Source organism: Paracandidimonas soli (assembly GCF_004342005.1).
GTDB classification, from domain to species: domain Bacteria; phylum Pseudomonadota; class Gammaproteobacteria; order Burkholderiales; family Burkholderiaceae_B; genus Paracandidimonas; species Paracandidimonas soli.
Genome location: NZ_SMBX01000004.1, coordinates 146516 through 173343 on the forward strand (window position 1 = coordinate 146516; position 26828 = coordinate 173343).

General features: G+C 64.2%; 22 protein-coding genes and 1 pseudogene. 15 read left to right on the top strand and 8 right to left on the bottom strand.

Annotated features, from left to right (window positions below):
• Positions 1 to 55 precede the first annotated feature (55 nt).
• Positions 56 to 871: a tRNA threonylcarbamoyladenosine dehydratase gene (locus EV686_RS09930; RefSeq protein WP_132476445.1), complete on the top strand. Its 816-nt coding sequence runs from the start codon at positions 56 to 58 to the stop codon at positions 869 to 871.
• A 13-nt stretch (positions 872 to 884) separates the two neighbouring features.
• Here EV686_RS09930 and EV686_RS09935 read toward each other — a convergent pair whose 3' ends face one another.
• From EV686_RS09935 to uvrA, 3 genes are read right to left on the bottom strand one after another with little or no spacing between them, the layout of a single operon-like run.
• A complete protein-coding gene (locus EV686_RS09935; RefSeq protein WP_132476448.1) occupies positions 885 to 1550 on the bottom strand; it encodes an aminotransferase class IV in 666 nt (221 codons plus the stop codon).
• Positions 1551 to 1568: 18 nt separating this feature from the next.
• The gene (pabB, locus tag EV686_RS09940; protein ID WP_132476451.1) at positions 1569 to 2756 is read right to left on the bottom strand and encodes an aminodeoxychorismate synthase component I; all 1188 of its coding nucleotides are present in this window, start codon (positions 2754 to 2756) and stop codon (positions 1569 to 1571) included.
• Positions 2753 to 8518: an excinuclease ABC subunit UvrA gene (gene uvrA, locus EV686_RS09945; RefSeq protein WP_132476454.1), complete on the bottom strand. Its 5766-nt coding sequence runs from the start codon at positions 8516 to 8518 to the stop codon at positions 2753 to 2755. Before uvrA ends, pabB begins: the two co-directional genes overlap by 4 nt.
• A gap of 334 nt (positions 8519 to 8852) precedes the next feature.
• Between uvrA and EV686_RS09950 the strand changes: the two genes are divergently transcribed.
• The 3 genes from EV686_RS09950 to EV686_RS09955 all read left to right on the top strand — a co-directional run bounded on the left by EV686_RS09950 (position 8853) and on the right by EV686_RS09955 (position 10827).
• A complete protein-coding gene (locus EV686_RS09950) occupies positions 8853 to 9428 on the top strand; it encodes a YceI family protein (RefSeq protein ID WP_207901732.1) in 576 nt (191 codons plus the stop codon).
• A gap of 163 nt (positions 9429 to 9591) precedes the next feature.
• Entirely contained in the window at positions 9592 to 9720 is a 129-nt protein-coding gene (locus EV686_RS18975) for a hypothetical protein (RefSeq protein ID WP_279389462.1), read from the top strand.
• Between the two features lie 162 nt (positions 9721 to 9882).
• Entirely contained in the window at positions 9883 to 10827 is a 945-nt protein-coding gene (locus EV686_RS09955; RefSeq protein ID WP_132476457.1) for a glycosyltransferase family 2 protein, read from the top strand.
• A gap of 4 nt (positions 10828 to 10831) precedes the next feature.
• On the opposite strand, the gene EV686_RS09960 is transcribed toward EV686_RS09955, so the two are convergent.
• Positions 10832 to 11350, bottom strand: a complete 519-nt coding sequence (locus EV686_RS09960; protein ID WP_132476460.1) for a hypothetical protein — start codon at positions 11348 to 11350, stop codon at positions 10832 to 10834.
• A 213-nt stretch (positions 11351 to 11563) separates the two neighbouring features.
• On the opposite strand from EV686_RS09960, the gene ettA reads away from it, so the two are divergent.
• From ettA to EV686_RS09975, 3 genes are all read left to right on the top strand, one after another.
• Positions 11564 to 13237 carry an energy-dependent translational throttle protein EttA gene (ettA, locus tag EV686_RS09965; protein ID WP_132476463.1) on the top strand — a complete coding sequence of 558 codons (1674 nt, stop codon included), beginning with the start codon at positions 11564 to 11566 and terminating at the stop codon, positions 13235 to 13237.
• 63 nt (positions 13238 to 13300) lie between these two features.
• Positions 13301 to 13882 carry an isochorismatase family protein gene (locus EV686_RS09970; RefSeq protein WP_132476468.1) on the top strand — a complete coding sequence of 194 codons (582 nt, stop codon included), beginning with the start codon at positions 13301 to 13303 and terminating at the stop codon, positions 13880 to 13882.
• Between the two features lie 217 nt (positions 13883 to 14099).
• Positions 14100 to 14327, top strand: coding sequence for a glycine zipper 2TM domain-containing protein (locus tag EV686_RS09975; protein ID WP_132476471.1), 228 nt, complete (start codon positions 14100 to 14102; stop codon positions 14325 to 14327).
• A gap of 364 nt (positions 14328 to 14691) precedes the next feature.
• Here EV686_RS09975 and minE read toward each other — a convergent pair whose 3' ends face one another.
• From minE to EV686_RS09995, 4 genes are all read right to left on the bottom strand, one after another.
• Entirely contained in the window at positions 14692 to 14946 is a 255-nt protein-coding gene (gene minE / locus EV686_RS09980; RefSeq protein ID WP_132476474.1) for a cell division topological specificity factor MinE, read from the bottom strand.
• Between the two features lies 1 nt (position 14947).
• Positions 14948 to 15763, bottom strand: a complete 816-nt coding sequence (gene minD / locus EV686_RS09985) for a septum site-determining protein MinD (RefSeq protein WP_132476477.1) — start codon at positions 15761 to 15763, stop codon at positions 14948 to 14950.
• Between the two features lie 133 nt (positions 15764 to 15896).
• Positions 15897 to 16649 (bottom strand): septum site-determining protein MinC, encoded by a 753-nt coding sequence (gene minC, locus EV686_RS09990; RefSeq protein ID WP_132476480.1) that lies wholly within the window; start codon positions 16647 to 16649, stop codon positions 15897 to 15899.
• 79 nt (positions 16650 to 16728) lie between these two features.
• Positions 16729 to 18483, bottom strand: coding sequence for a glutamine--tRNA ligase/YqeY domain fusion protein (locus EV686_RS09995; RefSeq protein WP_132476483.1), 1755 nt, complete (start codon positions 18481 to 18483; stop codon positions 16729 to 16731).
• 135 nt (positions 18484 to 18618) lie between these two features.
• On the opposite strand from EV686_RS09995, the gene EV686_RS10000 reads away from it, so the two are divergent.
• The 8 genes and pseudogenes from EV686_RS10000 to recQ all read left to right on the top strand — a co-directional run bounded on the left by EV686_RS10000 (position 18619) and on the right by recQ (position 26789).
• Positions 18619 to 19956 carry a cytochrome ubiquinol oxidase subunit I gene (locus tag EV686_RS10000; RefSeq protein WP_132476486.1) on the top strand — a complete coding sequence of 446 codons (1338 nt, stop codon included), beginning with the start codon at positions 18619 to 18621 and terminating at the stop codon, positions 19954 to 19956.
• Positions 19953 to 21008: a cytochrome d ubiquinol oxidase subunit II gene (locus EV686_RS10005; RefSeq protein ID WP_132476489.1), complete on the top strand. Its 1056-nt coding sequence runs from the start codon at positions 19953 to 19955 to the stop codon at positions 21006 to 21008. Before EV686_RS10000 ends, EV686_RS10005 begins: the two co-directional genes overlap by 4 nt.
• Positions 21009 to 21121: 113 nt before the next feature.
• A pseudogene (locus EV686_RS18850) lies at positions 21122 to 21278 on the top strand (integrase); the annotation flags it as partial.
• Between the two features lie 255 nt (positions 21279 to 21533).
• On the top strand, positions 21534 to 21764 hold the full coding sequence (locus EV686_RS10010) for a hypothetical protein (protein WP_243650833.1): 231 nt from the start codon (positions 21534 to 21536) through the stop codon (positions 21762 to 21764).
• A gap of 438 nt (positions 21765 to 22202) precedes the next feature.
• Positions 22203 to 22901, top strand: a complete 699-nt coding sequence (locus EV686_RS10015) for a response regulator (protein ID WP_132476492.1) — start codon at positions 22203 to 22205, stop codon at positions 22899 to 22901.
• On the top strand, positions 22901 to 24331 hold the full coding sequence (locus EV686_RS10020) for a sensor histidine kinase (protein ID WP_132476495.1): 1431 nt from the start codon (positions 22901 to 22903) through the stop codon (positions 24329 to 24331). The genes EV686_RS10015 and EV686_RS10020 overlap by 1 nt, the downstream gene beginning before the upstream one ends.
• A 60-nt stretch (positions 24332 to 24391) precedes the next feature.
• Complete coding sequence (locus EV686_RS10025; RefSeq protein WP_132476498.1) at positions 24392 to 24925, top strand: GNAT family N-acetyltransferase; 534 nt, start codon at positions 24392 to 24394, stop codon at positions 24923 to 24925.
• A gap of 40 nt (positions 24926 to 24965) precedes the next feature.
• A complete protein-coding gene (gene recQ / locus EV686_RS10030) occupies positions 24966 to 26789 on the top strand; it encodes a DNA helicase RecQ (protein WP_132476501.1) in 1824 nt (607 codons plus the stop codon).
• Positions 26790 to 26828: the final 39 nt, after the last annotated feature.

The following is a 26828-nucleotide window of genomic DNA, read 5'->3' on the forward strand; positions in this document are numbered from 1 at the left end:
GTACGTCTTTATATAATCACCACCGACCAGAATCAGAGAAATTTTCACGGAACCCATGGAATCAGTCGATCTCGAACGCCGCTTTGGCGGCATGACGCGCCTGTACGGGCCGGACGCGGCGCAGCGGCTGCGCAGGGCGCATATTGCCGTCGCTGGTATCGGCGGCGTCGGGTCCTGGTGCGCGGAAGCGCTGGCGCGGTCCGGCGTCGGCACGCTTACCCTGGTCGACCTGGACAACATCGCCGAGTCCAACGTCAACCGGCAACTGCATGCCCTCACCAATACACTCGGTCAATCCAAGGTGCAGGCCATGCGTGAACGGATCGCGCAGATCCATCCCGGCTGCATGGTCAAAGCGCATGAAGACTTCGTGGAACCCGGCAATGCCGCCGAGCTGATCGGCGACGACGTACAGGTCCTCATCGACTGCACCGACCAGATCTCCGCCAAGATCGCCATGATCCTGCTGGGCAGGCAGCGCCGCATGCCTGTCATTGTCTGCGGTGGAGCGGGGGGCAAGACCGATCCGCTGCTGCTGCGCAGCGGCGACCTGTCCCGCGCGGCCAATGATGCCTTGCTGGCCAAGCTGCGCAACACTCTGAGGCGTCAGCATGGATTTCCGCGCGCCGGCGACGCCGCCGGCAAAGTGCGCAAGCGCATTCCGCCGATGCAGGTTCGCTGCCTCTGGTTCGATCAGCCGGCGTTGCTGCCGGATGCCTGGCTGCAGGGCGGCGAGCCGGATGCTCCACAGGGGCTGTCGTGCGCAGGATACGGTTCCGCCGTTGCCGTGACGGCTGCCATGGGATTTGCAGCCGCCAACGACGCCATGCAGTGCGTCATGCAGGGCAGGCCGTCTTCCGCATCGGCCTAGGCGGACGGACGCGTCAGGCGCCGATGTTCGTGTGGTCCCGGACCAGGTGGGCCGGATGCCAGCCGCGCAGCGCATTCGACAGCCGGATCTCCCTGGCCTGCAGCAGCTCGCGGCGAGTGACGGGAGCCTCGTGCGCCAGGCCCTGTTCCAGCAGTTCCTGGCGCTGCACGCCCGGCAGTATGCCCGCCTCGACCGGGGGCGTCAGCCAGCGGCCCGCGGCATCCTTGATGTAGATATTGGTGCGGCTGCCTTCGCAAACCATATCGTTCGCATCGCAATAGACCACATCGAACACGTCCGGATTGTTCGCCAGCCATTGTGCGGCTTGCGCATACCATGGGCGGTATGTGCTCTTGTGGCGCACCCAGGCCTGGTCGGCCTCCCTGGGGGCATGCTGCAGCAGAAGGCTGAAAGCCGCGGGAGAGGGAGGCAGGACGCCGGTCTCCAGCGTGTGGCCGCCGTCACGGTCCACCAGGATGCGCAGCCTGTGGAGATGGTGGCGGTCTAGCCTGGCAATGCGCTGGTCCAGCGCCTTTTCCAGGTCTTTCGGGAAGCGGAAGTCCAGCGCTTCGCAGGAACGTTTCAGGCGCGCGAGATGCAGTTGGCGCAGCGGCGTTCGGTGCCCGGTCTCGACGCGCATGGTTTCGATCAATTGGGCTGTGTCGGGGGAGGAGGTCATTGTCGGGTGCCGTTTTATTTACCGGGATGATGACGCCTGTGCGCCGTCAAGGTCAAGGATGCGGGCCTTCCACAGGCATTCTTCCCATTCCTGCGCCGGGTCGGAATCCATGACGATGCCGCCGCCGACGCCGAAGGTGCCCGAGGCTCCGCCTGCGCCGTCATCGCGCGCCAGCTCCAGCGTGCGGATGGCGACGTTCAGCGAAAAATCCCCGCCGGGAGCCAGCCAGCCCAGGCTGCCGCAGTAGATCCCGCGAGGATGCGGCTCCGATTGCGCGATGGCGTGCATGGCGGCGACCTTGGGAGCGCCGGTGATGGAGCCGCAGGGAAACAGCGCGGCCAGGAGCTCCAGCAGGGAATAGTCCCTGGACTGCCGGGCGGAGATTGTGGAGGTCAGCGTCCAGACCGAGGGATATTTCTCCAGCGAAAACAGCGCATCCACCCGCACGCTGCCCGGGACGGCGATGCGGCCCAGGTCGTTGCGCAGCAGATCGACGATCATCAGGTTCTCGGCGCGGTTCTTTGTGCTGGCCTGCAGCGCTTCCGCCTGGAGGCGGTCCCGTCCAGGATCGGCATGGCGCGGCGCCGTGCCTTTCATGGGGCGCACGGTCAGCCTGTCGCCGCGCCGCGTGACGAACAGTTCCGGCGAGAACGACGCGATGGTCCGGTGCGCATCCTCGAAGTAGACGCCATGCGCGACCGGATGGCGGCTGGCGATGGCGCGGTACAGCCGTTCCGGCGTCGCATTACTGCGTACATGGAGAGGAAAGGTGTAGTTCACTTGATAGAAGTCGCCGCGCGCCATGCGCTCGCGCAGGGCGGATACGGTCTTCAGATAATCTTCCTGCGCGATGCCGGGAATTCGGCTCAGGCGGATATCGCCGGCCGCCTCCGGCGGCCCCCAGGGGACGGTTTCGCAGGCCTGGGCGAACACCCATGCGCTAAGGGCGGGAGATCCCTCTCGCGTCCGGTTCGGCAGACTGTCGAAAGCGGGATCCAGCCACAGACCCAGCTCATAGTCCAGCGCCAGCGCAATCCAGTTGCCTTGCGACTGGGCGGCGCGGATCCGATCCAGCGCATCCGGCAGCTCCTCCGGCGATGCGGCGGTGATGTGCGCCAGGGGCTGCCGCATTTCGAGGGCGGCGCCGGCCAGGCGGTCCTCGAAACGGCAGCGGACTTCCGTCCCGGCGCTTTGATGTGTGGTCATGAGGCGACCTGCGCCTCGCAGGCCTGCAGCAATGGCGCGAGCGCCTGCGCGGTGTGGGACTCGGCGTGCTCGCGCAGCAGCGTTTCGGGCTCGCCCTGCGCGACCAGGCGCCCGCCGCCGCTGCCGCCTTCCGGTCCCAGATCGACGATCCAGTCCGCCTCGGCGATGATGTCCAGGTTGTGCTCGATGACGAGTACGGTATTGCCGGCTTCCACCAGTCGGTGCAGCACGTGGATAAGCTTTTCCACGTCGGCCATGGACAGGCCGACCGTGGGCTCGTCCAGCACGTACAGCGTGTGAGGCAGGCGCGAGGCGCGTCCGGTGCGCAGCAGGCCGTCGGTCAGCCTGGCCTTGCTCAGTTCCGTGACCAGCTTGATGCGCTGCGCCTCTCCGCCCGACAGCGTGGGCGAAGGCTGCCCCAGCGTGAGGTAGCCAAGGCCGACGTCCTGCATCAGCTTCAGCGGACGGGCGATCTTGGGATGGGCGGCGAAGAATTCCACCGCTTCGTCCACTTCCATGCGCAGCACTTCGCCAGCGCTCTTGCCGCGCAGGGTGACGCCGAGCGTGTCGGGATTGAAGCGGTCGCCGTTGCAGGCGTCGCACGGCACCTTCACGTCCGGCAGGAAGTTCATTTCAATGGTGCGCATGCCCTGGCCCTCGCAGACGTGGCAGCGGCCGTCGCCGGTATTGAACGAGAAGCGCGAAGCGCTCCAGCCACGCATACGGGCGTCGCGCGTGTCGGCGAACAGCCTGCGCACATCGTCCCAGAACCCGATGTAGGTGGCGGGGCAGGAACGCGGCGTCTTGCCGATGGGCGTCTGGTCCACTTCCAGCACGCGGTCCAGGCTTTCCCACCCGGCGATGTCGTCGCAGCCTTGCCATTTCGGCGCGCCGGCATTGCGTTGGCCCACCGTGCGCGCCAGGTTGTCCAGCAGGACTTCGCGGGCCAGCGTGGACTTGCCCGATCCCGATACGCCGGTGACGACGCTCAGCCTCTCCACGGGAATGCGCGCGTTTACCCGCTGCAGATTATGCAGGTGGGCGCCATGAACTTCCACGAACGCGGTGTCCGGCCCGATGGGGCGGCGCGGCTGCAGCGGATGCAGCAGCGGCGATTTCAGATAGCGGCCGGTCAGGGATTCGGGACTGTCCATGATGTCCCGCGCCGATCCCTGCGCGACGACGGTGCCGCCGCGCGTGCCCGCGCCGGGTCCGATGTCGATGATGTGGGCGGCGCGCCGGATGGTGTCGTCGTCATGCTCGACCACCACCAGCGTGTTGCCGTTGCCCTCCAGGCGTGACAGCGCGTTGAGAAGGATGCGGTTGTCGCGCGGATGCAGGCCGATGGTGGGCTCGTCCAGCACATAGCAGACGCCCTGCATGTTCGAGCCCAGTTGCGCGGCCAGGCGGATGCGTTGCGCTTCGCCGCCGGACAGCGTGGGGGCGGCGCGGTCCAGCGCCAGATAGCCCAGGCCGACTTCTTCCATGAAGCGCAGGCGGCTGCGGATCTCGGCGAGGATGTCGCGGGCGATCTCGCTTTCGCGTCCGCGCGCTACCAGTCCCGTGAAGAAGGTGTGCGCCTCGTCCACGGGCATGCAGGCCAGCTCGGCGATGGAGCGGTCGCGCCAGCGGAACGCCAGCGCCACCGCATTCAGCCGCTGGCCGTGGCAATGCGCGCACGTGCCGGCGGGCTCGTTGTCGCTGTTCGTCCAGGAAGTTTCCTCGCCGGTCTGGGTCTCGTCGAAGCCTGCGATCTCCAGTCCTGTGCCGTAGCAGTGCGTGCACCAGCCATGCTTGGAGTTGTAGGAGAACAGGCGCGGATCCGGTTCCGGGAAGTTCTCGCCGCAGCAGGGGCAGACGCGCTTGATCGAGTAGTGGCGCTGCTCCGCATCGCCCGCCGGAGCGCCGTTGCGGCGCGCTTCCAGAGGACCCTGGGCGGCGCCGGAGACATCGACCAGCACGCTCATGCTGCCCTTGCCGTGTTCCAGCGCGCTGCCGACCGCCTGGCGCAGGCCGGCTTCATCATTGGACGAAACCAGCAGGTCGGCCACGGGCAGCTCTATGGTGTGCTCGCGGTAGCGGTCCAGCCGCGGCCAGTTGGCGGTGGGGATGAATTCGCCGTCCACGCGCAAATGGGTATGGCCCTTGCCGCCGGCCCACTTGGCCAGGTCGGTGTAGTAGCCCTTGCGCGCCACGACCAGCGGCGCCAGCAGTCCGATGTGGCGGCCTTTCAGGTCGCGCAGCAGCGCCGCCACGATCTGGTCCGCCGTCTGGGATTCGACCGGCACATTGCAGGTCGGGCACATCTGCGTGCCCAGCTTGACGTACAGCAGGCGCAGGAAATGGTGGATCTCCGTCATGGTGGCCACGGTGGACTTGCGGCCGCCGCGGCTGGTGCGCTGCTCGATGGCGACGGTCGGCGGGATGCCGTAGATGGCGTCCACGTCGGGCTTGCCGGCGGGCTGCACGATGGCGCGGGCATAGGCGTTGAGCGACTCCAGGTAGCGCCGCTGGCCTTCATTGAACAGAATGTCGAACGCCAGCGTGGACTTGCCCGAACCGGACACGCCGGTGATGACGGTGAACGTATCGCGCGGAATGGAGACGTTCAGGCCCTTCAGGTTGTGTTCCCTGGCATTGATGATGTCGATGCCGTGCGCGCGTCCGTGACGCTTGCGCAGCAGCGATTGCAGCGGCGTGCCTTCTTCCTCGGCGGCATAGGGAGCCTTGGGCTCGGCCAGCGCATGGGCGGGCTGCGCCTGTGTCGTGGAGTCCAGCGAGGCTTCGTATTCCTTCAGGGCCCTGCCGGTATGCGAGGCGGGGTTTCGCATCAGCGTATCCGGCGTGCCGGTGCCGACCACAGTGCCGCCGGCATCGCCGCCCTCCGGTCCCAGGTCGATGAGCCAGTCGGCCGCGCGGACTACGTCCAGGTTGTGCTCGATGATCAGCAGGGAATGCCCGGCGGCCAGCAGCTTGCGGAAGGCGCGCATCAGGCGGGCCACATCGTCGAAGTGCAGGCCGGTGGTGGGCTCGTCGAACAGGAACAGGCTGCCCTTGACCGCCACGCGCGAAGCGGAAATGCCGCTGCGCGCCGCCGTGGCCAGGTGGCCGGCCAGCTTCAGGCGCTGGGCCTCGCCGCCCGACAGGGTCGGCACGGGCTGGCCCAGGCGCACGTATTCCAGGCCCACGTCGGACAGCGGCGCCAGGCCGTTCTGCACGTCGCGCAGTCCGCTGAAGAATTCCAGCGCCTCGTATACCGTCATCTCCAGCACTTCATCGATGGAGGCGCTGCGGCCCAGGTGCTCGACACGGACTTCCAGCACTTCCGGCCGGAAGCGCTTGCCGTCGCAGTCGGGGCAACGCAGGTAGACGTCGGACAGGAACTGCATTTCCACGTGCTCGAAGCCCGTGCCGCCGCAGGTGGGACAGCGGCCCTCGCCGCTGTTGAAGCTGAATGTGCCGGGGGTATAGCCGCGTTCTTTCGATAGCGGCGCCTGGGCGAACAGCTTGCGGATGGCGTCGAACGCGCCGACGTAGCTGGCCGGGTTGGAACGCGCCGTCTTGCCGATGGGCGTCTGGTCGACCATGACCACTTCGGCGATCTGTTCCGTTCCCAGCAACCGGTCGTGCGGGCCGGGCGCTTCTGTGGGCTTGCCTTTCTGCTTGAGGATGGCGGGGTACAGCACATCCTGGATCAGCGTGGACTTGCCCGATCCCGAGACGCCGGTGACGCACACCAGCCGGCCCAGCGGGAATTCGACCGAGACGTTCTTCAGGTTGTTGGCGCGCACGCCCTCCAGCAGCAGCCGGGGCGTACTGGCGGCCACGGGCATGGGCCGCGGCGCCTGCACGCGTTCGCGTCCGCCGAAATAGCGGCCGGTCAGCGTGTCGGCTCGCGCCAACTGTGCCGGAGTGCCGTCGAACACGATCTGCCCGCCGCGCTCGCCGGGACCGGGGCCGATATCCATGACGCGGTCGGCGGCCTGCATGACGAGCGGATCGTGTTCCACGACCACCAGGGTATTGCCGTTGCTGCGCAGACGGTGCATGACCTGGACAATGCGGTGCATGTCGCGCGGATGCAGGCCTATGGAAGGCTCGTCCAGCACGAACAGCGTGTTGACCAGCGATGTGCCCAGGGCCGTGGTCAGATTGATGCGCTGCACCTCGCCGCCGGAAAGCGTACGGCTCTGGCGATCGAGCGACAGATAGCCCAGGCCGACGTCGCACAGGAACTTCAGGCGCGAGCGTACCTCTTCCAGCAGCAGCTCCAGCGCGGCGTCCATGGCGTCGCCGAAGCTCAGGGTATCGAAGAAGCGGCGCACCCGCTCGATGGGCAGCCGCATCAGGTCATGGATGCCCAGGCCGGGCAGGGCGTCGAGCTGCGCGCGCGTCCAGTCGGCATGCACGGGCATGAAGCGGGGATAGCGGTCGTCGCCGTCGAACGGCTCGTCGCCGATGCGCCACAGCGTGGCATCGGGCTTCAGGCGCGAGCCGCCGCAGGCCGGGCAGGGCGTGTAGCTGCGGTATTTGGACAGCAGCACGCGCACGTGCATCTTGTAGGCCTTGGTCTCCAGCCAGTCGAAGAAGCGTTGGGCGCCGTACCATTGGGTCTTCCAGGCCTGGCTGCCGCCTTTCCAGTCGGGCGTGCCTTCGATGACCCATTGGCGTTCTTCGGGACGCAGCAGCTTCCAGGGGACGTCCAGGCGCACGCCTGCGGCGGGCGCGTAGCGCTGCATTTCATCCTGGCATTCCTTGTAGCTGGCGGTCTGCCAGGGCTTGATGGCGCCTTCGCGCAGCGTCTTGGTCTCGTCGGGCACGACCAGCCCGTAGTCGATTCCCATGGTGCGGCCGAAGCCGCGGCAGGTTTCGCAGGCGCCCAGCGGCGAATTGAACGAGAATGTGCTGGGCAGCGGCGTGGCGTAGTCGATGCCGGCGGCGGGGTTCTGCAGGCGCTTGCTGAATTGCCAGCATGCCGCTTCCTTGCCTTCGTCGTCCAGCGCCCGGACGGCCAGGCGGCCGCCGCCTTGGCGCAGCGCGGTTTCCAGGGCTTCCAGGACGCGCTCGGGCTCCGCCGAGGACAGCCGGAAGCGATCCTGCATGACGTGCAGGATGCGTTGCGACTCCGTTGTTCCGGAAGGCGCTTTTCCGGCCGTTTTGCGCTTGCCTTTCGCGGGTTTCGAGGTATCAGCGACAGGGACATCGACAGTCTCTTCGCTGTGGACGCGGGTATAGCCCTGCTGGTCCAGGAAGCCGCGCACCTCCTCCTCGCTGAAGTTGGCCGGGACGGCTACCGGGAATGTGACGACCAGCCGCGGCTCTCCGTCTGCCGTGCGTTCCTTCAGCGCGGCGTAGATGCTGTGCGGATCGTCGCGCCGGACTTCCGAAGCGTCGCTGCGGCAGAACAGGCGGCCCATGCGGGCGTACAGCAGCTTCAGGTGATCGTTCAGCTCCGTCATCGTGCCGACGGTGCTGCGCGAGTTGCGCACCGGATTGACCTGGTCGATGGCGATGGCTGGCAGAATCCCTTCGATGCGGTCCACCTGTGGCTTGTCCATGCGGTCCAGGAACTGCCGGGCGTAGGGCGAGAAAGTCTCGACGTAGCGGCGCTGGCCTTCGGCATAAAGAGTATCGAAGGCCAGCGAGCTTTTGCCGGAGCCGGAGACGCCGGTCAGGACCAGCAGCTCGCCGGTCTTGATGTCGACATCGAGGTTTTTCAGGTTGTTCTGGCGCGCGCCAAAGATTCGGATCTGGGAAGTCATGCGAAAACGGAAGCCGGGGAGGCTTCGAACGGGCCGCGGCGCTTGCTTTCCAAGCGGCTCGTCCGGAGTCTCCTTTGAGGAAGGGATCGCATAATCATAATCCTTCTGGCGCATCGGATTCGCACGAGTCCGGGCAGGCATCGCGGTTATGAGGGCGAGGCGGCGTAATCGCTTGAAACAGCTGGTTCGGACGAGGATTTGATCTCTGTCAGAATTTTGTCAGCTTGTGCTTGCCTGTGGCTGTCGCAACTCTAGACTAAAGGAATGTACCGCCCGTTCGGCCGGATGGCTGGCGTACGGCATGTTTCTCACTGATTCACGAAAAGGAATTCCCATGATCGTCCGATCCATTTCCGTTCTTTCCGCATGTTTCGGCCTCCTCGCCTCCGCTCAGGCGCAGGAAGCCGTCTACGATGTCGAGCCCACGCACGCCTTCGTCCACTTCGAGGTCCTGCACTCGGGAACATCGACCAACCGGGGCCGGTTCGACAAGGTCGAGGGAACGATCACGCTGGACAAGGCGGCGAGGAAGGGCAGTGTCGATGTCACGATTGATCCCGCTTCGGTGAATACCGGAGTCGAACCCTACAACCAGCATCTGATGAACGACGATTTCCTTGGCGTTCAGAAGCACCCGCTCGCCACATTCAAGGGAAGCGAGTTCACGTTCGACGGCGACAAGGTTGCGTCCGTCAAGGGCGAGCTGACCCTGTTGTCCAAGACGCAGCCGGTCACGCTGACGGCGCAGCGTTTCAATTGCTACAACAGCCGGCACTTCGAGCAGCGCGAAGTCTGCGGCGGCGATTTCGAGGCGACGATCAAGCGCAGCGATTTCGGCATGGACTTCGGCTTGCCGGGCATCCCGGATGATGTGCGCCTGCTGATCCAGATCGAGGCGGTGAAACGCTGATCGGTCGCCGAAGCGCGGCACAGGGGCATTTTTGCGCACGAAATGGCGGAGCATCCCGGATATTTGCTAGAATACCGGGTTGATTCCATTTTCAGGGCGTGCGTTACCGATCGCTAGCCCGTACCGGCGGGCGATCCGTCATCTGAATTTTCCGGAGAACATCATGGCAGAAATCAAGCGTACGCGCCGCAACACCCTCGAGCGTCGTTGCCTGGGCAAGGCATTCAAGCGTCTTTTCATCAAGTCGCCGAAGGGCGTCTTCAAGATGCTGGAGAAGGTCAAGCGCGTCTGATCCAGACTTCGCTTCAGCCGCGCAGTACCGCCAAGGCGCCGCGCGGTGTATAAAAGCCATATGTCCTCGTGATGTATGGCTTTTTTCTTTTTCCGCTGAGTTCCTCCCGGGAGGGCGCGGGAGCGCGCAGCATGGGGGCATTTCGCTCGGGAGAGTCATGGCATGCCGGATACTGAACCCCAACCGCTGTTCACTGTACTGACGCCCACCTACAACCGCGCCCATACCCTGCCGCGCGTATACCGGTCGCTACAGGAACAGACTAGCCGCGATTTCGAATGGCGGATTGTCGACGATGGATCCACGGATGATACCCGAGTACTGGTCGAGTCCTGGCAGGAGGACGCCGGCTTTCCCATCCATTATTTCTGGCAGCCCAACCAGCACAAGAAAAGCGCCTTCAATCGCGGGGTCGAGCAGGCGGCGGGCGAACTGATCGTGGCGATCGACAGTGACGATACGCTCGACCCCGACGCGCTGCAGGCCATGGCGGAGGTCTGGCGGGGCATCGCGCCGCAGGAGCGCGGGCGCTACGCCGCCGTCACGGGCCTGTGCGCCAGGCCGGACGGCACGATCGTGGGCGACCGCTATCCGCAGGATGTGCAGGACATGACGTCGCTGGACATGACGTTTCGCTGCAATGTGCGTGGAGAGAAGTTCGGTTGCCTGAGCACGGAGGTTCTGCGCCGGTTTCCGTTTCCGGAGGAATTCCCCGGCTTTGTGCCGGAAAGCCTGGTCTGGCGGGCGATCGCCAGGGCGGGCTACCTGACGCGTTTCGTCAACAAGGTGTTCCGTGTGTACTACGACAGCCCGGACGCCCTGTCGCACCAGGGCAGGCAGGGGCGCCAGCATGCTTTGGGGTTATGGCTGCTGGCTCATGATACGGTCGTACATTGCCTGCCGTGGTTTCGCTTCCGGCCCAAGGAGTTCCTGATGGCGGCGGCGCGCTATACGCGGTTTGCCCTGCATCTGCGCGATGCGGGCATTCCACGGCCCCAGGGCAGGGAGCTGAAGGGATGGGGAGCCCGGCTGCTGGTGGGCCTCATGTGGCCGGCGGGGTTTGCGCTGTACCTGAGGGATCGCAGGCAGGCGGGCGGCGCCGGCTGATCGGTCAGTGCAGTGTGCGCCGCGTCAGCTCCTGGACGTCCATCGGGTCGGCCTGTCCCGCGCCGTCATCCTTTGTCGCGTCTTCATCGGGGTCATCATCGTCATCGTCTTCAGGCACGATGTCTTCGATCAGGGCGAACGGCAGGATGTCGCGCAGGTCGCTGGTCCATGCGACTTCCTCGCCCGTGCCGTCCAGCTTGATGAAGCGCACGCCTTCCAGGTCGGATAGCTGGATGCCCCAGAGGAATTCGCATTCCATGGGGTCGTCGTCATCCGCAGACAAGCCGCCCCGGTTGCCGACGAAGCGGGCGTCTTCGCCGCCTATCGTCACTTTCACGATGTCTTCGCGTTCGTCTCCGGGCGCCAGGGGAACGGCGAACAGCACGCATTCCGCGCCGATGTCAGCATCGTCGATGATTTCGGCCAGCACGGGCTTGCCCATGTAGGCGCTCAGTGCGTCGGCGGTGCGCGCCAGCAGATCGATTTCGGATTCGGTAAAGCTGAGTTCGGGGGAAAGGGTCATGGCGTATCCAGTCTCGGCGGAGGTGCCGCAGTTCATTGGCGAAGGCCCTGGGGCTGCCGGCCCGGGCTTCTCCATCACTGCAATCCATCATTTTAGAGGAAACCGCCGGGAGGGGAATGCGCCGGCGCAGCTGTCCGCTTTCGAGGCATGGCCTGTATTTTTCCGTGGGTCAGCCTACAATCGCCTTTTGCTCTGACTTTTTCTCTGGATCCCATGGCGCAATACGTATACACAATGCATCGCGTGGGCAAGATCGTGCCTCCCAAGCGGCAGATCCTGCGCGACATCTCCCTGTCTTTCTTTCCCGGTGCGAAAATCGGCGTTCTCGGCCTGAACGGCGCCGGAAAATCCACGCTGCTCAAGATCATGGCGGGCGTGGACAAGGAAATCGAAGGCGAAGCCATTCCCATGCCGGGCATCAAGATCGGCTACCTGCCCCAGGAGCCGCAGCTCAATCCAGAGCACACGGTGCGGCAGTCGGTCGAAGAGGGTCTGGGCGAGCTGTTCAACGCCCGCAAGCGGCTGGATGAGGTTTATGCCGAATACGCCGAGCCGGATGCGGATTTCGACAAACTGGCGGCGGAGCAGGCCGAGCTGGAAGCTATCATCGCCGCGGCCGCTTCCAGCGGCGCCGACGATATCGAGCATCAGATGGAAATCGCGGCGGACGCCCTTCGCATTCCGCCTTGGGATGCCGTCGTCGGCAATCTGTCCGGGGGCGAGAAGCGCCGCGTGGCGCTGTGCCGCCTGCTGCTGTCCAAGCCCGACATGCTGCTGCTCGATGAACCAACCAACCACTTGGATGCGGAAAGCGTCGACTGGCTGGAGGTTTTCCTGCAGAAGTTTCCGGGTACGGTGGTGGCCGTCACCCATGATCGCTACTTCCTGGATAATGCCGCGGAATGGATACTGGAGCTGGATCGCGGCCATGGCATTCCCTGGAAAGGCAACTACAGCTCCTGGCTCGAACAGAAGGAGGCCCGCCTGAAGCAGGAGGAAGCCTCTGAATCCGCGCGTCAGAAGACCATCAGGAAAGAACTGGAGTGGGTGCGCCAGAATCCCAAGGGCCGTCAGGCCAAGGCCAAGGCACGCCTGGCGCGCTTCGAGGAGCTGTCCTCGCACGAGTACCAGAAGCGCAACGAAACCCAGGAGATTTTCATCCCTGTGGCCGAGCGCCTGGGCAATGAAGTCATCGAGTTCACCAATGTCAGCAAGGGCTATGGCGACCGCCTGCTGATCGACGATCTCAGCTTCCGCATCCCCGCGGGAGCCATCGTCGGCATCATCGGCCCGAACGGCGCCGGTAAATCGACGCTGTTCCGCATGCTCGCGGGCAAGGAAACGCCGGATTCCGGCACAGTGTCCATCGGCTCGACCGTGAAGCTGGCCTATGTCGACCAGTCGCGCGATGCGCTGCCGAACGATAAGACGGTGTTCGATGCCGTGTCGGACGGCGCCGATATCCTGACGGTGGGCAAGTTCGAAATGCCGTCGCGCGCTTATCTGGGCCGCTTCAACTTCAAGGGCGGCGACCAGAACAAACGGGTCGGTGATCTGTCTGGCGGCGAACGCGGCCGCCTGCACCTGGCCAAGACGCTGATCGCGGGCGGCAACGTGCTGCTGCTGGACGAACCGTCGAACGACCTGGACGTGGAAACCCTGCGTGCGCTGGAGGACGCCCTGCTGGAATTCGCCGGCACTGTGCTGGTCATCAGTCACGATCGCTGGTTCCTGGATCGCATCGCCACGCATATCCTGGCGTTCGAGGGTGATTCCAATGTAGTGTTCTTCGACGGCAACTACCAGGAATACGAGGCGGACAAGAAGGCCCGCCTCGGCGAAGAAGCCGCCAAGCCCAGGCGCCTGCGCTACAAGGCCTTGAAGTAGCAGCCGGGCCCACGACCCGGGCGCGGCATGCGCCTGGGTCTGCCGCAGCCAAGGAGACATGCCATGCCGCAGCTCGAAGCCCGGACATCTTTATTGCTGATCGTGGACATGCAGGCCGCGCTGCTGCCTGCCATTGCCGGCGGGGACCGGCTGCTTGCGCGTGTGGCCAGGCTGGCGCGCGCAGCGGCGTTGCTGGAGGTTCCCATCGTGGCGACGGAGCATTGCCGCGACAAGATAGGCTCGACCGTGGACGCACTGGCGCGGTTTCCGGCCTGGATACAGCAGAAAACCCATTTCGATGCCACCCGCGAGGCGGAATTCCTCCGACGTTTCGGGAATGGACGGCAGGCGCATGCCATGGCTGCGACAGGAGCGACGGACTGGCCCCGCATCCTCCTGACCGGCGCCGAAGCGCATGTCTGCGTGCTGCAGACGGGGCTGGGACTGCATCGGGCGGGCTTCCAGCCTGTGCTGGTGAAGGACGGCATCGGTTCCCGCAGTCCCGAGGATCTCCAGGCGGCATGTGAGCGCTGGGCGCATCACGGCCTGGAGGCTGTCAGTTCCGAGATGGCCATGTTCGAGTGGCTCGAATCCGCGGATCACCCACGGTTCCGCGATGTCATCGCCCTGATCAAGGCGGGTTGAGGTGGCGGCAGTCCAGGACCGTTGTTTTGTGTAACGCCAATATGTTTCAGGATATATAGCGAGATCCGGCAAGCAGCGGAATCGCGGCAGGCAAGACTGTAATCTGCTGAATCATGTTTTGCCAACGGATATTTTTTGTTATGTAAAAACAGATTTTTACCGGAATTTTACGGTATCGTGAAACTCACAACATTGTCGTTCCATGCAGGAGGTTTCCATGAATACCACGATTCTCAGTAAAGCAGGTGTTATCGCTGTCCTCGCCGTGGCCCTGTCCGGATGTTCTTCCTGGGACAGCATGAGCAGCCGGCAGAAAAGCACAGTGACCGGCGCCGGTATCGGCGGCGTGGCTGGTGCGGTGGTGACTGGCGGTGGCGTGCTGGGCACTGTGGGTGGCGCGGCCATCGGCGGCGTCATCGGCGACCAGGTCGGCAAGAACAAGTAATACCGCCGATCGAACCCGGCTCCGCCTTCGGGCGGACCGGCAATGGAGAAGGAAGCATTGCCATTGCGGCAAGCGCTTCCTTTTTTTGTCGCCGGGCTGCCCCGGTAATCCCCCCGTATATCCGCAGTGATCGAAGGTAGAATTTCCACAACAAGGAAATTCTGCGGCCTAGTAAGGTGATCGAAAATCAAGATAACCAGATGATATTTATGAGGTTTTCGTCTTTCGGTAATTTGCTTCGAGGGCTTAATACCGGCCCCTTTTTGTCGCCGGGCCGCCCCTAGACGAAAAGAAAGCGCCTGTCGAGGCGCTTTCTTCCAGTGCCAGGCGCTGCCGCACCAGACATGTCGCACGCAGTTTGCAATCAGCTTTGCGGCATTTCGATCTTGACTTCCAGCACTTCCAGGGAATCCTGGCGCTCCAGGTTTACGCGGATGTCGTCCGGATTGATCTTCACGTATTTGGAAATGACCTCGACCAGCTCGCGCTGGAGCTGGGGCAGGAAGTCGGGACCCGCGCCGCCGCGGCCGCGCTCATTGATGAGAATGAGCTGCAGGCGATCCTTGGCGACGTTGGCCGATGTTTTCTTCTGTCCCCTGAGAAATGAAAGAAACGACATATCACTTGCCTCCGAACAGGCGCTTCAGGAGCCCTGGTTTTTCATAATCGACGAAACGCAGTGGCTTTTCCTCGCCGAGATAGCGGGAAACGACGTCCTCATAGGCCTCGGCCACTTCGCTGCCGCGCTGGTGAATGGCGGGCACGCCCTGGTTGGATGCCTGCAGCACGACTTCCGATTCGGGAATGACGCCGATCAGCTGAATGCGCAGGATGTCTTCGATGTCCTGGAGCGACAGCATTTCTCCGTCGACCACGCGCTTCGGGTTGTAGCGGGTAAGCAGCAGGAATTCCTTGACGGGCTCTTCGCTCGTTTCCGCGCGGCGCGATTTGGCCGACAGGATGCCCAGGATGCGGTCCGAGTCGCGCACCGATGAGACTTCGGGATTGGTGACGACGATGGCGTCGTCGGCGAAGTAGGCCGCCATGAGAGCGCCTGTCTCGATGCCGGCGGGCGAATCGCAGACGATGTATTCGAAACCCATGCCGTCCAGGTCCTTCAGGACTTTTTCCACGCCTTCGCGCGTCAGCGCTTCCTTGTCGCGCGTTTGCGAGGCGGGCAGGATGTAGAGGTTTTCCAGCTGTTTGTCGCGGATGAGCGCCTGGTTCAGCGAGGCTTCGCCCTGGATGACGTTGACGAAGTCATATACGACCCTGCGTTCGCAGCCCATGATGAGATCCAGGTTGCGCAGGCCGACGTCGAAGTCGATTACGACGGTCTTGTGGCCACGCATCGCCAGCCCTGACGAAAAACTTGCACTGGTGGTCGTCTTGCCGACGCCGCCTTTGCCGGATGTCACCACAACAATTCGCGCCATGACAGTTCACTTCCTTTATGGTTTTGTAAATCACGCTATCGTAAAGCAAAACAGTCGATCATTGACTGCATGCCGGTGTTATTCGAGATTCGCTTGGCAACAAAAATTTACCTTCCGCGTTGCCCGAGCGTTTTTACTTGCCGAGCGGCATGATTTCCAGCTTGTCGTTTTCCAGTTGGACCAGGCAGGGCCGGTTGTGCTGGGCGGGATCCAGGCGTTCTTCGATGACGCGGTAGATGCCGGCGATCGCCAGCAGTTCCGGATCCAGTTGGCTGGCGAAGATGCGGGCGCTTTCGTCGCCGCGGGCCCCGGCCATGGCCTTGCCGCGCAGCGGACCGTAGACGTGGATATTGCCGTCGGCGATGACTTCCGCTCCGTGGCCGACCACTCCGATGATGATCAGGTCCGTATTGCGGGCGTAGATGCGCTGCCCCGAGCGCAGTTGCCTGCGCACCACCATGGCGGCCGGCGCGATTTCGGGAGCCGCCGCTGCCGCGGGTTCCGGAGCAGGGGCGGCCGGGTTGACGACGGGCACCTCGTGGTCAGCGGCCGGCGTGCTGGCCGGCCGCACGATAGGGCTGCTCAGTTCGACGCCGGTCAGTCCAGCCTGCCTGGCAGCCTCCAGATTGTCGCCTTCCGCCACCACGCCGATCGGGTACAGGCGATGATCGCGCAGCGCCTGTACCAGGGCGGTCCAGTCGACGGGATCGCTGATTTGCTCGGCATCGATGACGACTGGCTCGTTTTCGAAGAAGGAGCCTGCGTCATGCATGCGCTTGTCCAGCGCATCGGTCAGCGATTGCAGATCAGCCGCATGCAGGACGATGCGGACGGCATAAAGATTGGCGCTCTTGAAATCCAGCGCGGGTGATGAGGATTCGCTCACGTCGTAATACCTTCTTTCATAAATGCCGCCGCCTCCCTCCGCAGGCAGGGGCGAGGGGAGCGGCGGCGCTGCACATCGATCAGACCCAGGTGTCGCGCAATGTGGCCGCGCGATTGATGACGGGACGTTCCTCCGTGGATTCGATCCTGTCGGCCACGAAATAGCCCAGGCGCTCGAACTGCCATACGGCGCCCGGCGTTGCGTTCGCTCCAGGCTCCAGCCAGCCCTGCGTGACCTTGCAGGAGTCCGGGTTGATGTAGTCCAGGAAGTTCTTGTCGCCGGCATCGGGCGTGGGGTCGGTGAACAGGCGATCGTACAGGCGGATTTCCGCAGGTATCGCATGGGCCGCGCTGACCCAGGTGATCGCGCCCTTGACCTTGACCGCGTCCGCGCCCGGCGTGCCGCTCTTGGTGTCCGGCAGGTATTCGGCATGCACCTCGATGACGTTGCCTTGCTCGTCCTTGACGCATCCCGTGCAGCGCACCACGTAGCCGTATTTCAGGCGTACGGAGTTGCCGGGGAACAGTCGGAAGTATTTCTTGGGCGGGTCCTCACGGAAATCGTCGCGTTCGATCCAGAGTTCGCGCGAGAACGGGAATGTGCGCTCGCCGTCTTCGGGACGGTGAGGATTGATCGGCGCGTGGCAGGTCTCGGACTGGCCTTCCGGGTAGTTTGTGATGACCAGCTTGACGGGGTCCAGCACTGCGACCAGGCGGGGGGCCTTGGGATCGAGATCGTCGCGCAGCGCCTGCTCCAGCACGGAATAGTCGATGCGGGAGTCCGCCTTGGAGACGCCCAGGCGCTCGCAGAACAGGCGGATGGCTTCCGGCGTGTAGCCTCGGCGGCGCAGGCCGAACAGAGTGGGCAGGCGCGGATCGTCCCAGCCCTTGACCTGGCCTTCCTGCACCAGTTGCAGCAGTTTGCGCTTGCTGGTGACGATATAGGTCAGGTTCAGCCGGGCGAATTCATATTGCCGGGGCAGGGGTTCGGCCAACTGGTCCAGTTCGGCCAGGCGCGCCAGTATCCAGTCATAGAAAGGACGCTGGTCTTCGAACTCCAGCGTGCAGATGCTGTGTGTGATGCCTTCCAGCGCGTCTTCGACGGGGTGCGCCCAGCTGTACATGGGGTAGATGCACCATGTCTTGCCGGTGCGGTGGTGCTCTACGTGGCGGATGCGGTAGAGCACCGGGTCGCGCAGGTTGATGTTGGGCGAGCCCATGTCGATCTTCGCGCGCAATGCCAGGCTGCCGTCGGGGTGCTTGCCGTCGCGCATTTCGCGCAGCAGCGCCAGGGATTCCTCGGCGGGGCGGTCGCGCCATGGAGAGTTCTGTCCCTTTTCCGTCAGGGTGCCGCGCGTGGCGCGCATCTGTTCGGGCGTCTGCTCGTCCACATAGGCGTGGCCCGCCATGACCAGCGCCTCGGCAAACTGATACATGGTCTCGAAGTAGTCGCTGGCGAAATACAGGTTGCTTTCGTCGCTGTAATGCCAGTCGAATCCCAGCCATTGCACCATTTCCTTGATGGCGTCGACGTATTCGGTGTTTTCCTTTTCGGGATTGGTGTCGTCGAAGCGCAGGTGGCAGGCGCCGCCGTAGTCGTTCGCCAGCCCGAAGTTCAGGCAGATGCTCTTGGCGTGGCCGATGTGCAGGTAGCCGTTGGGTTCGGGCGGAAAGCGCGTGCGGATGCGCGCCGGATCGAGGCCTCCCTGAGCCTGCACGGAAGCCGGGCCGGGACGCCCGGCCCAGCGCTTGCCTTCGAAACGACCGTTTTTCAGATCGTTGTCGATGATGGTGCGTATGAAATTGGAAACGACAGGGGTCTCAGGGGTGGACATAAGCTCTTGAAGGCAGAAAAACGGGTGAATCCGGCATTTTGCCACGTTCTGCTACAAAAACAGCCGCGGAACGCAGGTCGATTCGTTCCGGAGGCCGAGCACGGGTGGCAAACTCGCTCTAAACTACTGCCTATTATGGCCTATTCCTCGCTGTGGTTACCGCAGATCCACTTCCTGGCCAGCCTTGGCTTTATGGCGCTGTTTCTGGGCGCCAGCCTGGGGCTTGCCTGGCTGCTGGCGTATTTCCGCCTCCGTTCGCTGCGTGCGGACGGGGCCGGCTGGCTGGCGGCCTATCGCTTCTGGGTCCGGGTGTTCGCGCTGGCGCTGGCGCTGGGCATGACGTCCGGCATTGCCGTGCTGATACAGGCGGGCAGCCTTTGGCCGGGTCTGTTCGTCAAGGCGGGGGATGTGATCGGGCCCTTGCTCGCGGCCGCGCTGGTGTGCGGTTTCATTTTCAAATCCTGCTTCCTGGGGGCGATGCTGTTCGCCGAGCGCAGGCTGACGGACCGCGCGCATGCGCTCATGGCGCTGATGGTGGCCGTGGGCCTTACGCTGACGCTGTTCTGGCTGGTGGCGCTGGTGTCCTGGATGCAGACGCCCGCCGGCGTATGGGTATTCGATGACAAGTACGGCGTCCGGGATTGGGCCGCCGTGGTGTTCAACCCGTCTTTCCCCTGGTATGCCGGACTCTATCTGGCGGCCTGCCTGGCATGCGTGGCTTTCCTTGTGCTTGCCGTCACCGCCTGGCAGTCCCTGTGGCATCCGCTGGGCGATGGCGAGCGGCATGCCTTTCGCACGTCCATGGTTCTTGGGGGCGCCAGCCTGGTAGTGCTGGTGTGCATGGCGATCGGCGCAGGCCAGATGACGGCCCGCTTGCTGCCGGCCAAGGCGGCGGCCACGGCGGGCTACTGGCATAGCGGCAGCCCGCCAGATTTCGTGCTGTTCGCGCTGCCTTCGGAAGCCGCTGGAGGAAACCGGGCTTCGCTGCACTGGCCGAGGGCGGGCGGACGCTGGCTGGGCAAGAACGAGGAGGGCGAGCTCCGTGGGCTGGATCAGTTTGCCGGCATGTCGCCGCCGGTGGCGGCCACTTTCCTTTCGTTCCGCCTGGCGGTGCTTGCGGGGGCCCTGATGGCCGTGTGCCTGGCCGCAACAGCCGTGCGCCTGCGCGGCCAGGCTGATCCCTCCGGCCTGCCGCGCTGGTGGAAGCGCTGGCTCGTTTCCATGGGCATCGGCGGCAGCCTGCTGATGCTGGCCGGGGTGACGTACGTCATGGTGGGCGCCCATCCTTATGCGATCACGGGGGCGGTGACGCTGCAGGAGGCCGCTGCCGTCATCGAGCCGGGAGAACTGTTCCTGGGCATGCTGGCCTATCTGGCCGTCTACGGCATATGCATTGCCGCGTTCATCGGCCTGGTCGGCCATGCCGCCCGGTATGGCGTCGTTCCCGTCGCGCGGCACAGGGGGCGGGCATGATAGGGACGCTGACGGCCGCGCTGGGGCTGGGCGCGCATGATCCGGCATTCTGGATGCCACTGGCAATGATGGTGGTGCTGATGATCGTGCTGGCGGCCGGCGTGCTGCTGGACGGTTTCGACCTGGGCGTGGGCTGCCTAACGCTGTTTGCGCCGCAGGAATTGCGTCTGCGCATGCTGTCTTTGCTCAGCCCATGGCGCGATGCCAACGAGTTCTGGCTGATCATGGGCCTGGGCCTGTTCCTGACGGCGTTCCCGAATGCGGTGCAGCCGGTGATGGATGGGCTGTACCTGCCCTTGACGCTGCTGGCGCTGGGTACCCTGCTGCGTTCCGTTGCGTTCGAGTTCCGCATGCGGTCTTCCAGCAAGGCCCGTGCGCGCTGGCTGGGAGGCTTCGCCCTGGGGGCGTTGATGGTGGCGACCTCGCACGGTTTGCTGCTGGCGCGCGTGGTGACCAACTTTGAGGAAGGCACGGGATACGACTGGTTCGCGTTGTTCGTGGTGGTCTGCGTGTTCGCCGCCTATTGCCTGCTGGGCGCTACCTGGCTGATCATGCGGGTCGGCGGGGAACTGCGCGCCAGGGCGCTGGTGTGGGGCCGCAGGGCGGTGCGCTGGGCCGCGGCGGGTACGGTGGGAGTTTCCGTCGTCCTGGGGTTCGCCAATCCCGGGGTGCTGATCAAATGGAGCGACGGCCTGCACTGGAGCGTCGTGGCCCTGTTGTGGTCCGGGGTGCTGTTCGGGTTCGTCGTTGTCGAAATGCTGCTGCAGCGCCAGATGAACCATAGCTACCGCACGACGGCCATCCCTTTCCTGCTGGTGCTGCTGATCCTGCTGGCCATGCTGGGAGGGCTGGCCTACAGCTTCTTCCCCTATATCGTCCTGGACAACGTTACGCTTTGGGACGGGGCGGCTTCGGTGGCATCGCTGAGGCTGCTGCTGTCCTGCATCGTGATCGCGCTGCCGGTGGCGGTCATTTTCAATGTCTGGGTCTATTGGCGCATGTTCGGCCTGTCCATCGCGCCCGAGCCTCCGCGCTTCCGCAAGGCGGATTGACCGCGCCCGCGTCGAAGGTTTTTTTCCTCCGGGCCGCCCTAGGGCAAAAAGTCCCCCTTGGGGGCAACCGTCGGGCGTGAGCCTGCGCAGCATGGGGGCATTTTTTCCGCCTGGTCACGCGTTGTGGCATACACGGCGTTTGCCATTGTTCGGCCACCAATATTGCCAACTCGGATGACTGTCAAGGTGGACGTGATGCTCACAGATCACAAGACCGTGGCCATGTTCATGCGTTATGTTTACACCCGGGATGGCTCGATGCGCCAAGCCGTCTAGCTAGTGATGAGTCGTCGCAATATGGCGATGACGGGCAAGGTTTTTTGGTGAGGCAGCGTCGCCATCATGTTGTTTGCCAAGCCTGGAAATGAAATCCCCGGCTCTGGGCCGGGGTGAAATCAGGTCTTACATGATGGGTCGTAGGCTTGCGCCCATTGGAAGCCATCACCAACCTTGTGTTCATTTTATGCCCCAAGACCAGCCATCGTCAATCTGGGAAACTGGCCTGTTTTTCCGAGGTTTAGCGACATGCCAATAGCACTGCAATATCGGCCCGTGCTGATCGACACGCTCATCAGCAACGAGCGCGTCAACAGCTACCAGAGCGTGTTCCAACCGGCTAATGACGTGGAACTGATGGGCGTCTATCTGTGGAACTCTTATGTCTGCGGCACTCTGTATCCGCTGATCGGCGCGGTAGAGATCACGTTGCGCAATGCCATTGACCAGGCGCTGGCATGCAGAAATCAGAGCAAGTAAAAGAATGCCGCCACTTAATGGTGCTGCGTGTTCGTGTAGCCACTTTAGTATGGTTGAGCATTTTCGATTCCAGTCGATGCTCTGTTTTTCTTGGTGTTCCTCCGCTCTCGCCTTGTCGCTTTTCACTACTGAAAACCCTATTGAATGTTAAAAAATCACGTGCGGGACATACCCATACTCTAATGGGCCGTTTCGTAGCCGTGCTGCTCGAGTAGCTTGTGGTCTTTGCCGTCATTCATGTCTGCGTTGTGCTAATTGCAGCTGCATGGCAACAATCTGCGGAAAGTAACCGCATTCGGACTTGTCTGAAGCACAGCGTCGAAGCTCGAGCTCGGTTACGGCATGATTGCTGGCAATTTAAGCCTGGATACCGACAGACGTTTCAATGGGTTTCCGATGCTTGCCTGTCCCGCCGCCCGCGGGCAAACTGTAGCCACGATGGATACCATGATCAAAGTACTGGTCGTCGACGACGACCCTGCCTTGCGTCAACTGCTGGCAGACTACCTCAACCGCAACCGCTACGACACATTGCTCGCGCCCGATGCCAGCGATCTGGAGGCGCGCATCCAGCGCTACAGCCCCGATCTCATCGTGCTGGACCGCATGCTTCCGGAAGGCGACGGCGCGGATGCCTGCCGCCGGCTGCGGCAGCAGGGCGAAGACATTCCCGTCATCCTGCTGACGGCGCGCGACGAGACCGTTGACCGCATCATCGGCCTGGAGGCCGGCGCGGACGACTACCTGGGCAAGCCGTTCGATCCCCGCGAGCTGCTGGCGCGCATCGAGGCCGTCCTGCGCCGCAAGCGCGGCGCTTCGGCGCTTTCCAAGGACAAGCCGGTCAGCTTCGGACCGTTCGTGTTCGATCCGTCCACGCGCCAGCTGTCCAGGGACGGCGAGGTCATCAAGCTGACGGGGGGCGAGGTCAACCTGCTGGAAGCGCTGGTCGCCAACCCGGGCAAGCCCCTGTCGCGCGAGCGGCTGCTGGCCCTGGCGCGCGATGACGACGAAGGCGAGCGCAACGACCGGGCCATCGACATCGCCATCCTGCGCCTGCGCCGCGCCATCGAGGAGGATCCCAAGCAGCCGCGCTGGATACAGACCGTCTGGGGCGTGGGCTACCGGTTCTCTCCCTGATGAAATTCCCGCGTCTGCCTCTTCCCCGTTCTTTGTGGGCCCGCATGCTGCTGCTGACGCTGGGCGTCATTCTGCTGGTGCAGGGGGCCACCGTGGCTACGCTGTCCTACCATCGGCAGAAATTCACCAGGGAAGTCGCCGTCGAGCTGACGGCGACGACGCTGGGCACCTTGCGGGCCGCGCTGTCCCAGGTGCCGGCGGCGGAACGCGCGGACTTCGTGCATCAGGCCTCGAACGGCGAGTGGCGGTTATGGACGCGCAGTCTGCCGGCCGGCACGCGCATGGACCGCCGCAGGCCGCCGCGCCACGATCATGCCAGGGGAGCGCCGCCGCCTCCGCCGCCATTCGCCAACGACATACGGCGCAATCTCCGTGATTTCGTCGAGGCTCTGAACGAGCGGCTGGATGATGGCACGCGGGTGGGCTTGTCGCGCGGCCCCGAGCCCAATCTGTTTGTTTCGCTGATGCCGGATCCGGGCGATTCCGAAACCGGCCGTCCTCCCTCGGAGTGGCTGGTCATACCGCTCGACCGGCTGTCGCCTCCGGTGTCGACGCCCGTGATCGCATTCTGGGCGGCGGGCATGGGCCTGCTGCTGTTGCTGGCGGCGGCATTTTCCTGGCACATCACGCGTCCGCTGACGCGCCTGGCCAAGGCAGCGGATCAACTGGCGCTGGGCCAGCCCCAGCGTGTCGTTCCGTCGGGGCCGACGGAAACCCGTATCCTGGGCGAACGCTTCAACGCCATGCTAGATGCGCTGGCGGAATCCAGTGCTGTGCGGCAGACGCTGCTGGCGGGCTTGCCGCACGACCTGAAAGGGCCGCTGTCGCGCATGTGGCTGCGCATCGAGATGTCCAGCGATCCCACGTTCCAGGAAGGCATGCGCAAGGATGTCCAGGACATGCAGCGCATGATTGACCAGTTCATAGGATTCGTCCGCGGCTCGGATCCCGGCGCCTATCAACTGGCGCCATTGGCGCTGAACGACTGGCTGGAAGAGCAGGTGTCGTCCTGGGAGACCGCCGGGTGCGATGTGAGGCTGCGGCAGCAATGCCGCCGGCCGCTCGAGCTCATGGCCGATGCCCATGCGCTGTCGCGCCTGCTGGACAACCTGGTGACCAATGCCTTGAACCACGGCGCGCCGCCGGTGGAAATCTCGCTGGCTGAAGACGATGGCCATGCGGTTCTGACGGTCGACGATCATGGCGGCGGCATCAGCCGGGAGCGCCGGGCCGAGGCCCTGAGGCCGTTCTCCCGGCTGGACGATGCGCGCACGCTGACCGGATCCGTAGGCCTGGGACTGGCCCTGGCCGGCGCGATCGTCAAGGCCCACCAGGGGACGCTGGCGCTGCAGGACGCGCCGTCCGGCGGGCTGCGCGTCGAGGTACGCCTGCCTTTGCGGGCCGGCGCCGCAGGGCCGGACGCGGTATGATGCGGTCTGCGCAGGACAATCGCCTCATCGGTCCCGGATGAGCGTCCTGCAAGTGTTGCTATGTTCGAATACCGTCTTCTGAGCCCTGCCGATATCGGCGAAATCTGCAGGCTACAAGAGGTCTGCTACAGCGCGGACTTCCATGAATCCCCCCGATCGCTGCTGGCAAAGGTTCTCGCCGCGCCGCAGAGCTGCTTCCTGGCATGCCGGGAAGGCAGGGCGGTGGCCTATATTCTCGCGCTGCCATGGAAGGCCGGGGAGCCGATCGCGCTGGACAGTGCCTGCTGCAGCATTCCCCAGGCCGCCGATTGCATGTATATCCACGACATGGCGGTCGGCCCCTCCGCGCGGGGCGGCGGGGCCGGCAGGCAGTTGCTGGAGCGCGTGCACGCCGTGGCCGAGCGCCTGTCGCTGCGGCGGCACTGCCTCGTCGCAGTGCAAGGCGCAGCATCCTTCTGGGAGCGGCATGGGTTCCGGCGGCAGGAGGCCGGCTCGGGAATCGACAGTTGTCTTGCGCGCTACGGCCCCGATGCGCTCTACATGGAACGCATTGTCCCGCAGGCCGCATACGGCGGACCGCCTGATATGCTATAAGCACTGGCTTCATCCCCGCACTTTCCCCTGGTTGTTCCGCATGTCCCGTAACCCCCTCGATGTCCTTCAGCAGGTCTTTGGCTATGACGCGTTTCGCGGCAACCAGCAGGCCATCATCGAGCACGTGGTCGCAGGGGGCGATGCGCTGGTGCTGATGCCGACCGGCGGCGGAAAATCCTTGTGCTACCAGATCCCGGCGCTCGTGCGGCCGGGCACGGGAGTGGTGATCTCGCCTCTGATCGCCCTCATGCAGGATCAGGTCGATGCCTTGCTGGAACTGGGGGTGAAGGCCGCCTTCCTGAATTCGTCCCAGGACTGGCAAAGCGCGCGCGAAGTCGAGCGGGAGTTCCTGAACGGCGAGCTGGATCTGCTCTACGTGGCTCCGGAGCGCCTGCTGACCGAGCGCTGCATGAACCTGCTGTCGCGCGGGCGCATTTCCGTATTCGCAATTGACGAGGCGCATTGCGTGTCGCAGTGGGGACACGATTTCCGCAAGGAGTACCTGGGCCTCTCCGTGTTGGCCGAGCAATGGCCCGACGTGCCGCGCATCGCCCTGACGGCGACGGCGACCACGGCGACACGCCAGGAGATCGCCCAGCGGCTGCAACTGGAAAGCGCCGCGCACTTCGTGGCCAGTTTCGACCGCCCCAACATCACCTACCGCATCGTCGAGAAGAACGAGGTGCGCAAGCAGCTGCTGTCCTTCATCCAGGCGGAGCACAAGGGGGATTGCGGCATCGTCTATTGCCTGTCTCGCACCAGGGTCGAGGAAACGGCGGAATTCTTGTGCCGCAACGGTATCGAGGCCTTGCCCTACCATGCGGGCCTGACGCAGGAAATCCGTGCTTCGAACCAGGCGCGCTTCCTGCGCGAAGACGGCCTGGTCATGGTGGCGACGATTGCGTTCGGCATGGGCATCGACAAGCCGGATGTGCGCTTCGTGGCGCACATCGACCTGCCCAAGGCGGTCGAAGGCTATTACCAGGAAACCGGCCGCGCGGGCCGTGACGGACTGCCGGCCACGGCGTGGATGGCCTATGGCCTGCAGGACGTGGTACAGCAGCGGCGCATGATCGATTCCTCGAACGGCGATGACATGTTCCGGCGCCGCCAGGGGTCCCAACTGGATGCCATGCTGGGGCTGTGCGAAACGGTATCCTGCCGCAGGCAGCGCCTGCTGGCTTATTTCGATCAGGAGATCGAGCCTTGCGGCAATTGCGATACCTGCCTGTCTCCTCCTGAGTCCTGGGACGGTACCGTGGCCGCGCAGAAAATCCTGTCGGCGGTCTATCGTTTGTGGAAGGAGCGCGGCCAGCGCTATGGCGCGGCGCATCTCATCGATATCCTGCGCGGCAAGCTGACCGAGCGCGTGCAGCAGTCGGAGCATCAGTCGCTGTCGGTATTCGGCATTGGCCAGGATCTCAGCGAGAATGCATGGCGCGGAGTGCTGCGCCAGTTGCTGGCCCAGGGCATCCTGATGGTGGATCAGGAAGGATATGGGACCCTGGCCCTGACCGAGGCCAGCCGTTCCGTGCTCAAGGGCGAGCACAAGCTGATGATGCGGCGCGAATCCGAAAAGGCGCGCAGCCGCTCGCGTACGTCGGGAACCGGCAAGAAGCCGGTGCTGGAAGACCTGCCGCCCAAAGCTCAGGCAAGATTCGAGGCCCTGAGGGCATGGCGCGCCGAAGTGGCGCGCAGCCACGGCGTGCCTGCCTATGTGGTGTTCCATGACGCCACGCTGCGCGAGATCGCCGTCATCCATCCCGAGACGCTGGAAGACCTGCGCCACATCAGCGGCGTGGGCGTGCGCAAGCTGGAAGCGTATGGCGACGATATCCTGGAGTGCCTTGAAGCGGTGGCATGATCCGGATCCCGACCGATGCATTGCCGGCCGAGGGCGCCG

What these genes read in the sequence shown, in the direction of transcription:
- EV686_RS09930 (WP_132476445.1), top strand. Translation starts at nt 56, where the DNA reads ATGGAATCAGTCGATCTCGAACGCCGCTTTGGCGGCATGACGCGCCTG.
- EV686_RS09935 (WP_132476448.1), bottom strand. Translation starts at nt 1,550, where the DNA reads ATGACCTCCTCCCCCGACACAGCCCAATTGATCGAAACCATGCGCGTC.
- pabB (WP_132476451.1), bottom strand. Translation starts at nt 2,756, where the DNA reads ATGACCACACATCAAAGCGCCGGGACGGAAGTCCGCTGCCGTTTCGAG.
- uvrA (WP_132476454.1), bottom strand. Translation starts at nt 8,518, where the DNA reads ATGACTTCCCAGATCCGAATCTTTGGCGCGCGCCAGAACAACCTGAAA.
- EV686_RS09950 (WP_207901732.1), top strand. Translation starts at nt 8,853, where the DNA reads ATGATCGTCCGATCCATTTCCGTTCTTTCCGCATGTTTCGGCCTCCTC.
- EV686_RS18975 (WP_279389462.1), top strand. Translation starts at nt 9,592, where the DNA reads ATGGCAGAAATCAAGCGTACGCGCCGCAACACCCTCGAGCGTCGTTGC.
- EV686_RS09955 (WP_132476457.1), top strand. Translation starts at nt 9,883, where the DNA reads ATGCCGGATACTGAACCCCAACCGCTGTTCACTGTACTGACGCCCACC.
- EV686_RS09960 (WP_132476460.1), bottom strand. Translation starts at nt 11,350, where the DNA reads ATGACCCTTTCCCCCGAACTCAGCTTTACCGAATCCGAAATCGATCTG.
- ettA (WP_132476463.1), top strand. Translation starts at nt 11,564, where the DNA reads ATGGCGCAATACGTATACACAATGCATCGCGTGGGCAAGATCGTGCCT.
- EV686_RS09970 (WP_132476468.1), top strand. Translation starts at nt 13,301, where the DNA reads ATGCCGCAGCTCGAAGCCCGGACATCTTTATTGCTGATCGTGGACATG.
- EV686_RS09975 (WP_132476471.1), top strand. Translation starts at nt 14,100, where the DNA reads ATGAATACCACGATTCTCAGTAAAGCAGGTGTTATCGCTGTCCTCGCC.
- minE (WP_132476474.1), bottom strand. Translation starts at nt 14,946, where the DNA reads ATGTCGTTTCTTTCATTTCTCAGGGGACAGAAGAAAACATCGGCCAAC.
- minD (WP_132476477.1), bottom strand. Translation starts at nt 15,763, where the DNA reads ATGGCGCGAATTGTTGTGGTGACATCCGGCAAAGGCGGCGTCGGCAAG.
- EV686_RS09995 (WP_132476483.1), bottom strand. Translation starts at nt 18,483, where the DNA reads ATGTCCACCCCTGAGACCCCTGTCGTTTCCAATTTCATACGCACCATC.
- EV686_RS10000 (WP_132476486.1), top strand. Translation starts at nt 18,619, where the DNA reads ATGGCCTATTCCTCGCTGTGGTTACCGCAGATCCACTTCCTGGCCAGC.
- EV686_RS10005 (WP_132476489.1), top strand. Translation starts at nt 19,953, where the DNA reads ATGATAGGGACGCTGACGGCCGCGCTGGGGCTGGGCGCGCATGATCCG.
- EV686_RS10010 (WP_243650833.1), top strand. Translation starts at nt 21,534, where the DNA reads ATGCCAATAGCACTGCAATATCGGCCCGTGCTGATCGACACGCTCATC.
- EV686_RS10015 (WP_132476492.1), top strand. Translation starts at nt 22,203, where the DNA reads ATGGATACCATGATCAAAGTACTGGTCGTCGACGACGACCCTGCCTTG.
- EV686_RS10020 (WP_132476495.1), top strand. Translation starts at nt 22,901, where the DNA reads ATGAAATTCCCGCGTCTGCCTCTTCCCCGTTCTTTGTGGGCCCGCATG.
- EV686_RS10025 (WP_132476498.1), top strand. Translation starts at nt 24,392, where the DNA reads ATGTTCGAATACCGTCTTCTGAGCCCTGCCGATATCGGCGAAATCTGC.
- recQ (WP_132476501.1), top strand. Translation starts at nt 24,966, where the DNA reads ATGTCCCGTAACCCCCTCGATGTCCTTCAGCAGGTCTTTGGCTATGAC.